At 67.6% G+C, this 15319-nt stretch carries 12 protein-coding genes; 7 read left to right on the top strand and 5 right to left on the bottom strand.

All coding sequences use genetic code 11. The features are described 5' to 3' along the window. Positions 1 to 62 precede the first annotated feature (62 nt). Positions 63 to 1196, top strand: coding sequence for a flavodoxin-dependent (E)-4-hydroxy-3-methylbut-2-enyl-diphosphate synthase (gene ispG / locus BLQ77_RS07295; RefSeq protein WP_008885993.1), 1134 nt, complete (start codon positions 63 to 65; stop codon positions 1194 to 1196). A 277-nt stretch (positions 1197 to 1473) separates the two neighbouring features. On the opposite strand, the gene BLQ77_RS07300 is transcribed toward ispG, so the two are convergent. Together BLQ77_RS07300 and BLQ77_RS07305 are read right to left on the bottom strand one after the other, a co-directional pair. Continuing rightward, on the bottom strand, positions 1474 to 2244 hold the full coding sequence (locus BLQ77_RS07300) for a DsbA family protein (protein WP_207545820.1): 771 nt from the start codon (positions 2242 to 2244) through the stop codon (positions 1474 to 1476). Between the two features lie 44 nt (positions 2245 to 2288). Beyond that, positions 2289 to 3644, bottom strand: coding sequence for a M48 family metalloprotease (locus tag BLQ77_RS07305; protein ID WP_089957348.1), 1356 nt, complete (start codon positions 3642 to 3644; stop codon positions 2289 to 2291). 56 nt (positions 3645 to 3700) lie between these two features. Here BLQ77_RS07305 and BLQ77_RS07310 point away from each other — a divergent pair, with 56 nt between their 5' ends. The 5 genes from BLQ77_RS07310 (at position 3701) to BLQ77_RS07330 (ending at position 11099) form a co-directional block, all read left to right on the top strand. Continuing rightward, positions 3701 to 4846, top strand: a complete 1146-nt coding sequence (locus BLQ77_RS07310) for a pyridoxal phosphate-dependent aminotransferase (protein ID WP_089957754.1) — start codon at positions 3701 to 3703, stop codon at positions 4844 to 4846. A gap of 102 nt (positions 4847 to 4948) precedes the next feature. Next, positions 4949 to 6157 carry an N-acetylmuramoyl-L-alanine amidase gene (locus tag BLQ77_RS07315; protein ID WP_089957351.1) on the top strand — a complete coding sequence of 403 codons (1209 nt, stop codon included), beginning with the start codon at positions 4949 to 4951 and terminating at the stop codon, positions 6155 to 6157. 90 nt (positions 6158 to 6247) lie between these two features. Further along, positions 6248 to 8785: a penicillin-binding protein 1A gene (locus BLQ77_RS07320; protein WP_008884319.1), complete on the top strand. Its 2538-nt coding sequence runs from the start codon at positions 6248 to 6250 to the stop codon at positions 8783 to 8785. A 248-nt stretch (positions 8786 to 9033) separates the two neighbouring features. After that, a complete protein-coding gene (prfB, locus tag BLQ77_RS07325; RefSeq protein ID WP_089957355.1) occupies positions 9034 to 10155 on the top strand; it encodes a peptide chain release factor 2 in 1122 nt (373 codons plus the stop codon). Between the two features lie 131 nt (positions 10156 to 10286). Beyond that, complete coding sequence (locus BLQ77_RS07330; protein ID WP_089957360.1) at positions 10287 to 11099, top strand: DUF2189 domain-containing protein; 813 nt, start codon at positions 10287 to 10289, stop codon at positions 11097 to 11099. A 44-nt stretch (positions 11100 to 11143) separates the two neighbouring features. Here BLQ77_RS07330 and BLQ77_RS07335 read toward each other — a convergent pair whose 3' ends face one another. Beyond that, a complete protein-coding gene (locus BLQ77_RS07335; protein WP_008885382.1) occupies positions 11144 to 11953 on the bottom strand; it encodes a helix-turn-helix domain-containing protein in 810 nt (269 codons plus the stop codon). Positions 11954 to 12191: 238 nt separating this feature from the next. Between BLQ77_RS07335 and BLQ77_RS07340 the strand changes: the two genes are divergently transcribed. Then, positions 12192 to 12572, top strand: coding sequence for a hypothetical protein (locus BLQ77_RS07340; RefSeq protein ID WP_008885738.1), 381 nt, complete (start codon positions 12192 to 12194; stop codon positions 12570 to 12572). Positions 12573 to 12587: 15 nt separating this feature from the next. Here BLQ77_RS07340 and ilvN read toward each other — a convergent pair whose 3' ends face one another. Together ilvN and BLQ77_RS07350 are read right to left on the bottom strand one after the other, a co-directional pair. Continuing rightward, complete coding sequence (gene ilvN / locus BLQ77_RS07345) at positions 12588 to 13151, bottom strand: acetolactate synthase small subunit (protein WP_008885116.1); 564 nt, start codon at positions 13149 to 13151, stop codon at positions 12588 to 12590. 101 nt (positions 13152 to 13252) lie between these two features. Beyond that, a complete protein-coding gene (locus tag BLQ77_RS07350; RefSeq protein WP_008884808.1) occupies positions 13253 to 15007 on the bottom strand; it encodes an acetolactate synthase 3 large subunit in 1755 nt (584 codons plus the stop codon). Between the last annotated feature and the right edge of the window lie 312 nt (positions 15008 to 15319).

Consider the following 15319-nt stretch of genomic DNA (forward strand, 5'->3'; position numbering starts at 1 on the left):
ACGGCGCGAGAGCGCTAGATAGGCGGGGAAACGACAGACGCTCTCAGGAGGAGCTTCGCGGTATGAGTCACAATCCCATCCGACCCTGGCGCAGCATCGAGCGGCGCAAGTCCCGCCAGATCATGGTCGGGAACGTGCCGGTTGGGGGCGACGCGCCGATCTCGGTCCAGACCATGACCAACACCGTCACCACGGATGTCAGGGCGACCATCGAGCAGGTGCAGCGCGCCGCCGAGGCGGGCGCCGACATCGTGCGGGTCTCGGTGCCGGACGAGGCGAGCTCGAAAGCGCTGAAGGAGATCGTTCGCGAGAGCCCGGTGCCGATCGTCGCGGACATCCATTTCCACTACAAGCGCGGCATCGAAAGCGCCGAGGCCGGCGCCGCCTGCCTGCGCATCAATCCCGGCAACATCGGGAGCGAGGCGCGCGTGCGCGAGGTCATCGCCGCCGCCCGCGACAACGGCTGCTCGATGCGCATCGGCGTCAACGGCGGCAGCCTCGAGCGGCACCTGCTCGAGAAATACGGCGAGCCGTGCCCCGAGGCGATGGTCGAATCCGCGCTGGATCACATCCGCATTCTCGAGGACAACGACTTCCACGAATTCAAGATCTCGGTGAAGGCCTCGGACGTGTTCCTCTCCGCCGCCGCCTACATGGGCCTCGCCGAGGCCACCGACAAACCCATCCACCTCGGCATCACCGAGGCGGGCGGGCTGACCTCGGGCACCATCAAGAGCGCCATCGGCCTTGGCCAGCTCTTGTGGATGGGCATCGGCGACACGTTGCGGGTGAGCCTCTCGGCCGACCCGGTCGAGGAGATCAAGGTCGGCTACGAGATCCTCAAGTCGCTGGGGCTGCGCCACCGCGGCGTCAACATCATCTCCTGCCCATCCTGCGCGCGTCAGGGCTTCGACGTGATCAAGACCGTCGAGGCGCTGGAGAAGCGGCTCGAGCACATCAAGACGCCGATGTCGCTTTCGATTATCGGCTGCGTGGTGAACGGGCCGGGCGAGGCGCTGATGACCGATGTGGGCTTCACCGGCGGCGGTGCCGGCAGCGGCATGGTCTACCTGGCCGGCAAGGCGAGCCACAAGATGTCGAACGACCAGATGATCGAGCACATCGTCGAGGAGGTCGAGAAGAAGGCCGCCGAGATCGAGGCGCAGGAGCCAGGCGCCGCGCAGGCCGCGGAGTGATGTGATCCGGGACGGGGCGAAGCTGCGGGCGGTGCACGTGGACCCGGTCAAACTCGGGGCGGCGCTGCTCGAACTCATCAGCAACGCCCGCGAAGCCCTGATCGGCGGGGGCGAGATCGTGCTCAGGTCGGCGCCGGGGCGGGGCACCCGAATCCGGTTGGTCCTGCCGGCGGTGCCGCCGGGGGCGGCGCGGGCGCGGATGAACCGCCTGCGTGACGGCGACGGCAAGCGCCGTCCGGGGCCGGACGGAGCCCGCCCCCGGCAAGACCCTGGGGGATCAGCCCTCGGCGCGAATCTGCGCCACGAGATCGCGCATGCCGTCGAGCGGCACGTAGCCGCGCAGCATCTCGCTTTCGAAGACGAAGCTCGGCGTGCCGTTGATCTGCAGGCGGGTCGCCAGCTCGCGGGTTTCCTGGATGCGGCGAGTGATCTCCGGGTCGGACATGCGCGCGAGGATCGCGTCGGCATCGAGGCCCAGAGTGTCGGCAAGACGGCGCAGCACCGGCTCCGAGGGCTCGCCCTCGAGCGTCATCAGCGCGTCGTGAACCGACTTGTAGGCATCGTCCCCGGCCTCGAGCTGGGTGGCGATGGCAAAGCGCGACGAGGTCACCGAGGCTTCGCCGAGGATCGGGAATTCCTTCATGATGAAGCGGATGTTGCCATCGCTCTCGATCAGCTCCTCGACCTCGGGGAAGGCACGGCGGCAGTAGCCGCAGCGGTAGTCCGAGAATTCGATGATGGTGACGTCGCCGTCGGGGTTGCCGCCGACCCAGCTGTAGCCATCGCGGAACAGCGCATCGGAGTTGTCGGCGACGAGCTGGTCATCGGCGGCGGCCTGCTGCTGGGCCTGCTTGGCCTCGAGCGCGTTGACCGCTTCCATGATCACCTCGGGGTTCTCGAGCAGGTATTCGCGGACCTGCGCGCCGAAGGCCTGGCGCTGCTCGGGCGTCATGCCCGAGAAGTCGAGATCCTGCGCGGCGAGCGGCGAGGCGAGCATGCCGGCGGCGAGGGTCAGCGCGGTGGCGGGGCGTTTCAGTCGGGTCAGCATGGGGTCTCCAATGTCTATCTCGTCGCGTGTGTGGCGGGCCCGCGTCAGCGCGTGGCCTTGGCTCTTTCGGCTGCGTCTAGCACGTCCTGCGCCCGACGCCACGGGGCGGATCCCCGCGGCAGCAGATCGGTGGCGCGCTTGGCGTGGATCCCGGCGTCCTTGAGGCGGCCGCCGAGGGCGTAGCGCTGCGCCGTCGCCTCCGAGGCCATGCCGGCATTGCCGCTCTGTGCATAGGCCACCGAGAGGTCGCGCAGCACCCGGGCGTCGCGCCAGTCGCGGCCGCGTGCCTCTTCCAGCGTCTGCAGCGCCGCCGAGGTCTGGCCCGCCGCAAGCTGCGCCCGGCCGAGCCCGGCAAGGATCTGGGCGTTGCGCGGGGCAAGGCTGCGGGCCTGGGAATAGACCTTCACGGCAGCGGCAGCCTGCCGCGACTCGAGCAGGATCTGGCCCTTGAGGTCGTAATAGAACGGATCGCGCGGGCGCAGCGCGATAGCGCCGTCGATGGCCCGCAGCGCGCCCTTGAGATCGGATTGCTGGTGCCGCGCCGCGGCCTCGGCCATCAGCGCGATGTCCTTCGAGGGCAGGCGGTCGAGCCGCCCCAGCGTCCATTTCGGCGCCCGCAGGAAGGCCTCGAGCTTGGCGCGGGCGCGGGCGAACCAGTAGGCGGCCTCGGCATTTCGCGGCGCCCCGGGCCCGGCGGCGGCCACCAGCCCCTTGAGCGTGCGCAGCCGGTCCGTGGTCAGCGGGTGGCTGCGCATGTAGGGATCCTGACGCCCGGCGGACAGCGCCTCCTGCCCGCGGAACAGTTCCTGCACCTCGATGGCGCCGGCGGGGTCGATGCCGGCCCGCGCAAGCGTCCGGACCGAGGTGATGTCGGCCGAGCTTTCCTCGGCGCGGGTGTGGGCGAGGAAGTTGCGCATCGCGGCGCTCTGGGTGCCGAGCAGCACGCCGAAGGCGGCGTCGCCGCTGCCGGTCGCGGCCCCTGTGGCGGCGGCCAGCGCCATGCCGAGCGCCGAGGCGGTGCGGGCGCTGCGCATGTTGCCGAGCCGGCGGGTGATGTGGCCGTTGGTGATGTGGGCGGCCTCGTGGGCGATCACCGCCTGCAGGGCCTCGGGGCTCTCGAGCTTCAGGACCAGCCCGGAGTGGATGTAGATCGCGGTGGGGTCGACGATGAAGGCGTTGAGGCTGCTGTCATGCACCAGCACGATCTGAACCTGCGACGGGCTCAGCCCGGCGGCCTGCAGAACCGGCTGGGCGAGGGCGCCGAGCGCATACTCGATATCTGCGTCGCGCAGCAGCGAGACCGCCCGCGCGGGCGCGGCCGCCGACAGGGCGAACACGGCTGCAAACAGCAGAATGGCCAGCGGCCTCGTGACGGTGGCCGCGGTCTTGGCGCCGGACATTGACCCTCCCCTGCATCGCCCGTAAGCGGGTGCCCGGGCCACCATGGGAGAGCATGATGCGAAACTCAAGCCGGGGGGCGGTCGATCCCTTCATTGTGATGGATGTGATGGAAGCCGCGCGCGCCGCCGAAGAGGCCGGCCGCCACATCATCCACATGGAGGTGGGCCAGCCGTCCTCGCCTGCGCCGGAACACGCGCGCCGGGTGCTGTCCGAGGCGATGATGACCGATCCGCTGGGCTACACCGTGGCGCTGGGGCTGCCCGCCCTGCGCAACCGCATCGCGCGGCTCTACGGCGACTGGTACGACGTCGACCTCGATCCGGCGCGGGTGGTGGTGACACCGGGCTCGTCCGGCGGCTTCATCCTCGCCTTCTCGGCGCTCTTCGACGCGGGCGAGCGGGTGGCGCTGGGGATGCCGGGCTATCCCTCCTATCGCCAGATTCTCAAGGCGCTTGACCTCGTGCCTGTCGAGGTGCCCGCTTCGCCCGACAACGGCTACCAGCTGGTGCCCGAGGACCTGAAGGGCGTCGACTACCAGGGCCTGATGATGGCCTCGCCCGCCAACCCCACCGGCACCATGCTGGGCCGCGATCAGCTCGGCGCGTTGATCGAGACCTGCCAGGCGCAGGGCGCGGCGTTCCTCTCGGACGAGATCTACCACGGCATCGAGTACGACAAGCGCGCGGTGACAGCGCTCGAGCTCTCGGACGAGGTCTGCGTGATCAACTCCTTCTCCAAGTATTTCTCGATGACCGGCTGGCGCGTCGGCTGGCTGGTGGTGCCCGAGGCGCAGGTGCGGCAGGTCGAGCGTCTGGCCCAGAACCTCTTCATCTGCCCGCCGCACGCGGCGCAGGTGGCGGCGCTGGCGGCGCTTGACGCGGACGACGAGCTGCAGGGCAACCTCGCGGTCTACGCGAAAAACCGGGAGCTGATGCTCGACGGTCTGCCCAAGGCGGGCTTCGACCGCATCGCGCCGCCGGACGGGGCGTTCTACGTCTATGCCGACGTCAGCCACCTCACCGACGACAGCCGCGCCTTCGCCGCCGAGATCCTCGACAAGGCAGGGGTGGCGGTGACGCCGGGGCTCGACTTCGACCCGCTGCGCGGTCACGGCACGCTGCGTTTCTCCTACGCGCGCAGCAGCGCCGACATCGAGGAAGGGCTCGCGCGGCTCCGGACCTTCATGGCCTTGCGCGGCTGATCTTGCGCGGCTGAACCGGGGGCAGGGGTGCCGCTGCGGCGCCCGGTGCGAATCCGGCGACCCTGTGGTAGGGTCGCCGCAAAACAACGACCGTACGGGCGAATGAGCAGGTTTCTGGTATTTATTGCGGCGCTCTGGCTGGCGAGTGCCGCCGTGGCGCAGGATCTTGGCGGGCGGGCGCGGTTCGAGGCGGGAAGCCTCACCGACGCGCGCTGGGGCGGGGGCGCGCAGCTGTCGCTGACCATCAGCCAGGGTGTGCCGTGGCGCGCCTTCACCCTCACCGATCCCGCCCGGCTCGTGCTCGATTTCCGCGAGGTCGACTGGACCGGCGCCGATGCCGAGGTGCTCGACCGCTCCGAGGCGGTGGCGGCGCTGCGCATGGGCGGCTTCCGTTCGGGCTGGTCGCGGATGGTGGTGGACCTCGCCGAGCCCATGGTGATCGGGCAGGCGGGCATGAGCGTCGAAGAGGGCTCGGGCCGTGCCACGCTGTCGCTGCGGCTTGACCCGGCAACGCCCGAAGAGATGGCCGCGGTCTCGGGCGCGCCGCGCGACCCGCGCTGGGACCTGCCGGCGCCCAGCGTCACCGCGCCGCCGCGCCGCGCCGAGGGCGATCCGCTGCGCATCGTGCTCGACCCGGGCCACGGCGGCATCGACCCGGGCGCCGAAGGCGGCGGCCACAACGAGGCCTCGCTGATGCTGACCTTCGCCCGCGACCTGCGCGACGAGCTGCGCCGGGCGGGCTACGACGTGGCGCTGACCCGCGACGCCGATGTCTTCGTCTCGCTCGAGGGCCGCGTCGCGCTGGCGCACGAGGCCCGCGCCGACCTCTTCCTGTCGCTGCACGCGGACGCCATCGAGGAGGGCATCGCCCATGGCGCCACGGTCTACATGCTCGACGAGAACGCCTCGGACGCGGCCTCGGCGGCGCTGGCCGAACGTCACGACCGCGACGATATCCTCGCCGGGCTCGACCTCTCGGGCGCCGACGACCGGGTGGCGGACGTGCTGATGGATCTCGCCCGGCTCGACAACGGCCCACGCAGCCTGTCGCTGGCCCAGCATGTGGTCGCGGGCATCGAGGGCGCGGGCGGCGCGATCCACAAGCGGCCGCTGCGCCGGGCGGGGTTCTCGGTACTGAAATCCGCGGACATTCCCTCGGTGCTGATCGAGGTGGGGTTCCTCTCGACCGAGCGCGATCTCGACCACCTGCTCGATGCGGACTGGCGCGCGGGCATGGCCGCGGCGATCCGCGACGGCATCGGGGCATGGGCGCTCGAGGACGCGGCCCTGGCGCGTTTGCGGCGGCAATGAACGGCAGTGCCCCGCCGTCACGCGCGCGTGTGTTTTGACCGGCGGCACGGGACGGTATAAGGGAAGCGGCAATCCCTGAAAGGCGGCTACGTGACTCGGTTCATTCTCTCATTCCTCGGCGGTATCTTCAGCATTGTCACAATGGGCGTGATGATGGCTGCGCTGACCATCGGCGCGGTGTTCTGGATGTACGGCCGTGACCTGCCGAGCCACGAGAGCCTGGCGCAGTACACGCCGCCGACGATCAGCCGGATCTACAGCCAGGAAGGCCGCGTGATCGACGAGTTCGCGCAGGAGCGCCGGCTGTTCACGCCCGCCGCCGAGATCCCGGATCTGGTGAAGCAGGCCTTCATCTCGGCCGAGGACAAGAACTTCTACACCCACCAGGGATATGACGTGCGCGGCATCGCCGCCGCCGCCATCGACGCGGTGAAGACGCGTGGCCGCGACGTGCGCGGCGCCTCGACCATCACCCAGCAGGTGATGAAGAACTTCCTGCTCTCAGGCGACCGCCGCGCCGAGCGCAAGATCAAGGAGATCATCCTCGCCAGCCGCGTCGAGGCCGCGCTCAGCAAGGAAAAGATCCTCGAGCTATATCTCAACGAGATCTTCCTCGGGCAGAACTCCTACGGCGTCACCGCCGCGGCGCAGACCTATTTCAACAAGGCGCTGTCGGAACTGGCCCCGCACGAGGCGGCCTTCCTTGCCTCAATGCCCAAGGCGCCGTCCGACTACCACCCGGTGCGCAACAAGGAACGGCTGCAGGCCCGCCGCGACTACGTGCTGCGCGAGATGCGCGAGAACGGCTACATCACCGACGAGGTCTACGAGCACGAGGTGGCGCAGCCGCTGCGCTCGGTGCAGAACGGCGACTTCGAGCCCTACTACCGGGCGCTGCCGCCGCGCGACTACTTCACCGACGAGATCCGCCGCCAGCTCACCAAGGATTTCGGCGAGGGCGAATTCTTCTCGGGCGGCTTCTCGGTCCGCGCGACGCTGGATCCCGAGATGCAGCTCGAGGCGGCGCGTTCGCTGCGCATGTCGCTCGAGCAGTACGACCGCGGGCTCGGCCGCTGGCACGGCACCGGCAAGACCATAGATGCTGACCGCCTCGGCAGCGAGGAGGACTGGCGCGCGGCGCTGGCCGACACCAGCGTGGCCCGCGACATCGACCTCGAGTCGCAATGGCTGCCGGCGGTGGTGCTCGAGGTGGGCGACCAGTCGATGCGGCTCGGCATCGAGGGCGTGGCCACCGACGACCCGCGCGGCACTTCCGTGCCGCGGGCGGACATCTCGTGGATCAAGGGCAGCTTCGTCGACAATTTCGAGCGCGGCGACGTGGTGCACGTGCGCGAGATGACCGAGGACGGCTCGGGCAGCTTCATCCGCTGGACCCTGCGGCAGGTGCCCCGCGTGCAGGGCGCGTTCATGGCGATGGACGTGAACACCGGCCGGGTGATCTCGATGCAGGGCGGGTTCTCGTACCAGGATTCGGTGTTCAACCGCGCGACGCAGGCGATGCGGCAGCCGGGTTCGTCCTTCAAGCCCTTCGTCTACGCGGCGGCGCTGGATTCGGGCTACGCGCCCTCGACCATCGTCATCGACGCGCCGATCGAGATCGACACGCCGCAGGGCGTGTGGCGGCCGAAGAACTCGTCGAACACCTATTATGGCCCGACGCCGCTGCGCACCGGCATCGAGCAGTCGCGGAACCTAATGACCATCCGGCTCGCGCAGGAGATCGGCATGGACACGGTGGGCCGCTACGCCGAGAAGTTCGGCGTCTACGACCACATGGGCCGGGTGCTGGCCAATGCGCTCGGCGCGGACGAGACCACGCTCTACAAGATGATCTCGGCCTACGCGATGTTCGCCAACGGCGGCGAGCGGGTGGAGCCGACGCTGGTCGACCGGGTGCAGGACCGCTACGGGCGGACGATCTACAACCACGAGAGCGCGCGCGGCAACGAGCGGGTCTGCGTCGATTGCGCAGACCCCAACCTGCCGCCGGGCCGTGGCCCCGAGATCGTCAACAGCCGCGAGCGGATCATGGACGCGGTGACCGCCTACCAGCTGACCTCGATGATGCAGGGCGTGGTGCAGCGCGGCACGGCTTCCGGGGTCGTGGACCTCGGCGTGCCCACCGCGGGCAAGACCGGCACCACCAACGACGCCAAGGACGTGTGGTTCATCGGCTTCACCTCGAACATCGTGGCGGGCTGCTACATCGGCTACGACACGCCGCGCCCGCTGGGCCGGCACGCCTATGGCTCGTCCATGTGCGGCCCGGTGTTCCAGCGCTTCATGTCGAAGGCGGTGAAGAAATACGGCGGCGGCCAGTTCAAGGTCCCCGAGGCCTGCGAGTTCATCAACATCGACCGCTTCACCGGCGGACGCCTTGGCCCCGATGCCTCGGGCCCCAACGTGGTGGCCGAGTGTTTCCGCCGCGGCGAGGAGCCGTTGTTCGGCATCCAGCTGGACGGTGGCTGGGCGATGAGCGGCAACTTCGACCTGATCCAGCCCGACGGCACCACCCGTGCGCGCCAGGTCACCACTTCCACCGGCCGCAAGGCCACGGTGGGCCCGAAGGCGAGCTTCGGCACGCTGTCCTCGGGCGGGCTCTACTGAGCCCGGCGGCTGTCCTGCAGACAGCCGGGAGGGGGCGCTGCCCCCGTCGCGCGCTGCGCGACTCCCCCAGGATATTTGGAGCCATTGGAAGACCGGGGGCCGCTCCCGGCCTTCGGCTTTTCACGAATGCCCGAAATGGCGGTTGTGTGGCGGGTCCGTGACGGCGCTGCGGGCTCGTGACGCTTGAAGGGGCGGCGGTGCTGGTCTATGTCCCGCTGACCGATTGCAGACCCGAAGAGAGCAGATCCATGCGTGCCGAGACCCAGAAAACCGTCGACAAGATCGAGAAGTCGCTCGACCTGCTGGGGCAGCGGCTCGACTGGGAGACCGCGCCGCACCGGCTCGAGGAGTTCAACGCCCGGGTCGAGGATCCCAACCTCTGGGACGATCCGCAGGCGGCGCAGAAGCTGATGCGCGACCGGCAGATGCTGGTGGACGCGATGGAGACCTACTCCTCGATCAAGCAAGAACTGTCCGACAACGTCGAGCTCATCGAGATGGGCGAGATGGAGGAGGACGACGAGGTCGTCTCCGAGGCCGAGGCCGCGCTTAAGGCACTGGCCGAGAAGGCCGGCCAGAAGGAGCTCGAGGCGCTGCTCGACGGCGAGGCCGACGGCAACGACACCTTCCTGGAGATCAACGCCGGCGCCGGGGGCACCGAGGCCTGCGACTGGGCGGCGATGCTGCAGCGCATGTACGTTCGCTGGGCCGAAAAGCGCGGCTATGACGTCGAGCTGCAGTTCGAGGAAGCGGGCGCCGAGGCCGGTACCAAGTCCTGCGGCTACAAGATTTCCGGGACCAACGCCTATGGCTGGCTCAAGTCCGAGAGCGGCGTGCACCGGCTGGTGCGGATCTCGCCCTTCGGCAAGGGCACGCGCGAGACCTCGTTCGCCTCGGTCTGGGTCTACCCGGTGGTGGACGACAACATCGAGATCGACGTCAACCCGAGCGATATCCGCATCGACACCTACCGCTCGTCCGGTGCCGGCGGTCAGCACGTGAACACCACGGACTCGGCGGTGCGGATCACCCACATCCCCACGAACATCGTGGTGACCTCGTCCGAGAAGTCGCAGCACCAGAACCGCGACATCGCCATGAAGGCGCTGAAATCGCGGCTCTACCAGATGGAGCTCGACAAGCGGAACGCCGAGATCAACGCCCAGCACGAGGCCAAGGGCGACGCGGGCTGGGGCAACCAGATCCGGTCTTACGTGCTGCAGCCCTACCAAATGGTGAAGGACCTGCGCACCAGCCACGAGACCAGCGACACGCAGGGCGTGCTGGACGGCGATCTCGACCCGTTCATGGCGGCGACGCTGGCGCAGCAGGCGAGCGGCAAGAGCCGCGCCGACGCGCAGGCGGACTGATCCCATATCCGCGGGCCCTCGAGGCCCCCACGACCTGAATTCCGGCGGCCGCGCAAAGACCTTGCGCGGCCGCCTCGTTTCCGGGTTACACTCGGGTCTCGAGGAGAGGTCGAGGCAAGGGGAGAGGCTGGATGACCGTAGTGCCGGAGCCGGGGGTGCCGCCGCTGGCGGATGTCACGTTTTCCACGCTGGCCGAGGCCGTGCGCCGGGGCGTCCGCGACCTGAGACGCGCGCCGGGCTTCGCGCTGGTCTTCGCGGGGTTCTACGTGGTGGCGGGACTGGTGATGAGCTGGATCACCTGGGCCACCGGGCAGAGCTACTGGCTGGTGCTGGCCGCCATCGGCTTCCCGTTGCTGGGGCCCTTCGCGGCGGTGGGCTTCTACGACGTGAGCCGCCGTCTCGAGCTTGGACTGCCGACCGACTGGATGCAGGTCGTCAGCGTGGTGATGCGCCAGTCGCGCCGCCAGCTGCCGTCGATCTGCGCGGTGATCGTGCTGGTCTTCATGTTCTGGTTCTTCCTCGCCCACATGATCTTCGCGCTGTTCCTCGGGCTCTCGGTGATGACCAACGTCTCGTCGAGCCACGAGGTCTTCCTGACCGGCAACGGGCTCGCCATGCTGGCCTTCGGCACCGCGGTGGGGGCGGGGTTCTCGGTGCTGCTCTACATGATCACGGTGCTGGCGCTGCCGATGCTGCTGGACCGCGAGATCGACTTCGTGACCGCGATGATCACCTCGTTCCAGTACGTGGCGGCGCACCCGGTGGTGATGTTCGCCTGGGGCGCCTTCATCGCGGCGGCGACACTGCTGGCGATGCTCCCGGCCTTCCTGGGGCTCTTCGTGGTGCTGCCGGTGCTGGGGCACGCCACATGGCACCTCTACGACCTGCTGAAGGCGGGGGCAGGGGCGGAGGCTGCTGCGACCGAGGGCGCGGCACCGGCCTGAGGCGCATCAGCGTCAGGTGACCGGATCAGGGACGGCAGGCGGGATCAGGCGAAGGGCTCGCCCACGCGCAGCTGCCGGCGGTGGAAGGGCGAGAGCGCGTCTTCGTGCACGTAGCCGGCCATACGCGCGGTGGCGAGGATCTGGTGCGTGTCGCGGCCCAGGTATTCGTAGATCAGCCGTGCGGCGCGACGGCCGGTGGGGTTCTCGGGCGTGGTCCGGAGCGTGTAGCCCACCCAGTAGAATTTCCCGATGGCCGAGATTCGCGACAGGTAGTTGAACGAGGTGGTCAGCGAATCCCTGCGGCTGACCAAAAGTGCGAATCCTTCGGCCTGCGGCATGGCCACACCGCGAAATTCGCGCGTTGTCGGGTCGGTCGGCAGGTCGAGCATCGCGAGCGCTTCCTTGGGCTCGTAGCCGCGCAGAACGGTCAGGTTGTCCCGCCGCGAAATCTGCACGAGACCCACGATGTAGCGGTCGGCGTCGGTGAAGGCTGCTCGCGTAAAACGATAGAAACCCGAAGGAAATTCCTCTTCTGGTATGAGCCTCTCGAGGCCGCCTCCAACGAAATCCGCGATGTAGGGGTGATGCAGGAGACCCTGCCGATTGTCCTCGATCTGGTCCACCGGCTCGAGCAGGATGCGCGCGTCAACGTTGAAGAAGCGACAGATGCGGTGAAGAACATCTGGACGGGGGAAGCTTTCGCCCGCAAGATACCTGTTGAACTGGGTCCTGTTGATGCCGAGATCGCGGCACAGAGCCGAGATCGACGACGCCTTGTCGCCAAGCTGACGCAAATTGGCGCCAAAGACGCCCCGAAGCTCTGCAGGACTTGGTTGCGTGACGTCCTTTCGCATGTTTCGTACCGTGACCCGTCCGCTTTTGCGTCGCCCGACCATCGGCCAAGTGACAGTTATTAAGGGTTTCTCTGCTCGAAAGGCCGAATGTGACGCTATATAGCTTCAGATGTGGCGCTCTTTAGCGACAGTTCATACTGAAACGGACACAAAAAGCAACCCGTAGACGCTATTCTTCTCATGTCGTTTATCTTGTAAATGCGCGACCCTGTTTCCCAAGGGAACGTAAGGGCTGGCAATGTCTGAAAAGATGTACGGGGTCGTGCTTTGGGCCGACCATAGTGATCATAAGGCGGTTATCTGGTGCGAGGACCACGGAGACTTGGCCTTCTACAGAAACGAAGAGCACACCGCGCATGGCGGTGTGTCGCTGGATGCGGGTGACCTGATCCAGTTCGATCTTACGCAGGAAGAGAACCTTAGGCGCGTGAACAACCCCAAGCGGCTCGTTCAGCAGCAGTATGCGGGACTGGCGCAGAACCTGCGCAACGTGGACCGGCACCGTGTGCCGGCGCCGCAGCGACCTGCCGCAAGCCGGTCGCTCGGGAATGTCATTCCCTTCCCTGGTACGGCCCCGGCCGGCCAGAAGTTCCGGCCGGAAACCCTGCACGCGTCCTGAGACGCGACGTTCCCGTCAGCTCTGGCCGCGCGAAAGCGCGGCCACGCCCGTCCGGGCGACCTGGACCAGCCCGAGGGGGCGCATCAGATCCGCGAATGCGTCGATCTTGTCCGGAGCCCCGGTCAGCTGGAAGATGAAGCTCTCCAGCGTCGAATCCACCACCTGAGCCCGGAAGATGTCGGCAAGGCGCAGTGCCTCGACCCGCCTCTCGCCGCTGCCGGTGACCTTCATCAGCGCCAGTTCCCGCTCGACCGAACTGCCCTCGGCGGTCAGGTCGTGCACGTCACGCACCGACACGATGCGGCCGAGCTGGGCCTTTATCTGCTCGATCACCTGCGGCGTGCCGGTGGTCACGATGGTGATGCGGCTCAGGTGCCCCTCGTGGTCGACCTCGGCCACGGTCAGGCTGTCGATGTTGTAACCACGGCCCGAGAACAGGCCGATGACGCGGGCCAGGACACCGGGCTCGTTCTCGACCAGCACGGTGATCGTGTGGGCCTCCTGCACGTCCGAGAAGGTCGGGCGCAGGTTGTAGGCCGAGTGCTTGGACGAGCCCTTCTTGATCTGTAGCGCGGACATTTGCATTCCTTTCCGGTCGGAAAAACGAGGCGCCCCCTCCGGCCTGCCTCGGGATCAGCATGAGGGCAGGGGGCGCTGAGCCCCCTGCGTGACCTTGGGTATCAGACGAGGACGGCGCCCTTGCCCGCGATGGCATTGGTGGCCTTCGCGTCGCCGAGCAGCATCTTGTTGTGCGGCTCGCCCGACGGGATCATCGGGAAGCAGTTCTCGTGCTTCTCGACGAGGCAGTCGAAGATCACCGGGCCGTCGTGGTTCAGCATCTCCATGATCGCGTCGTCGAGATCCGCCGGATCCTTGCACTGGATGCCCTTGGCCCCGAAGGCCTCGGCCAGCTTCACGAAGTCGGGCAGCGCCTCGGACCAGCTCGAGGAATAGCGCTCGCCGTGCAGCAGCTGCTGCCACTGGCGCACCATGCCCAGACGCTCGTTGTTGAGGATGAACTGCTTGACCGGCAGGCGGTACTGCACCGCGGTGCCCATCTCCTGCATGTTCATCAGCCACGAGGCCTCGCCCGCGACGTTGATCACCAGCGCGTCGGGATGGGCCATCTGCACGCCGATCGAGGCGGGGAAGCCGTAGCCCATGGTGCCGAGCCCGCCGGAGGTCATCCAGCGGTTGGGATCCTCGAAGCCGAGGAACTGCGCGGCCCACATCTGGTGCTGGCCGACCTCGGTGGTGATGTAACGGTCACGGCCCTTGGTGAGCTCCTCGAGCCGCTCCAGCGCGTATTGCGGCTTGATGATGGTCTCGGAGGGCTTGTAGGTCAGGCACTTCACCGCCCGCCACTCGTCGATCTGCCGCCACCACTTGGCCAGCCCCTCGCGGTTGATCTTGCGGCCGCGGGCCTTCCAGACCTTGAGCAGGTCCTCAAGGATATGCGCCACGTCGCCGACGATCGGCAGGTCGGTCTTGATGACCTTGTTGATCGAGCTCGGGTCGATGTCGATATGCGCCTTCTTCGACTTCGGCGAGAACGCGTCGAGGCGGCCGGTGATCCGGTCGTCGAAGCGGGCGCCGATGTTGATCATCAGGTCGCAGCCGTGCATCGCCATGTTGGCCTCGTAGAGACCGTGCATGCCGAGCATCCCGAGCCAGTGCTTGCCCGAGGCGGGGTAGGCGCCGAGGCCCATCAACGTCGAGGTGATCGGCACGCCGGTGGCCTCGACCAGCTCGCGCAGGAGCTGGCTCGCGCCGGGGCCCGAGTTGATGACGCCGCCGCCGGTGTAGAAGACCGGCCGCTCGGCGTTCTCCAGCGCCTCGACCAGTGCGGTGATGGTGTCGAGATCGCCTTTCACCTGCGGCTGGTAGTGGCCGACCGGCGCCTTGGGGCGGGGCGTGTACTCGCCGCTGGCGAACTGCACGTCCTTGGGGATGTCGATCAGCACCGGGCCCGGACGCCCCGAGGAGGCGACGTGGAAGGCCTGATGGATGATCGAGGACAGCTTGTCGGTGTCCTTCACCAGCCAGTTGTGCTTGGTGCAGGGGCGGGTGATGCCGACGGTGTCGGCCTCCTGGAAGGCATCCGAGCCGATCATGAAGGTCGGGACCTGGCCCGACAGGACGATGATCGGGATCGAGTCCATCAGCGCATCCGTGAGGCCGGTGACGGCGTTGGTGGCGCCGGGGCCCGAGGTGACAAGCGCGACGCCGACCTTGCCGGTCGAGCGGGCATAGCCCTCGGCCGCGTGAACCGCGGCCTGCTCGTGCCGGACGAGGACGTGATGAATGTCGTTCTGCTGAAAGATCTCGTCATAAATCGGTAGGACGGCACCGCCGGGATAGCCGAATACCGTGTCCACACCCTGATCCTTCAGGGCCTGGACCACCATTTTCGCTCCGGTCATCTGACGTGTCATCGCGTATCTCCGTTTACGACGTCATTCACTTGTTGCTGCGGCAATAAAAAAGCCCCCGAGGATTTCGGGGGCGCATGGGGAACCATTATGGTTCGGTGTTACCGGCCCATGCGCCATGTTCCTACGATTACGATTAGACGTGCCACGAGTGTGGACTCCTTCATTGCGCCGGCGGACCATAGGAGCATGGGGGAGGGGCGTCAACCTTGGAAACGGCGAAATTCCGCGTCTCGGACAGCTTTTATTTTCGCAAAGTTTCGTGGCGAAGGAGTTTCCGGAAATTTTCGGAAAGCTTTTGAGGTCACTGTGAAA

The organism is Salipiger thiooxidans (assembly GCF_900102075.1).
Taxonomy (GTDB): domain Bacteria; phylum Pseudomonadota; class Alphaproteobacteria; order Rhodobacterales; family Rhodobacteraceae; genus Salipiger; species Salipiger thiooxidans.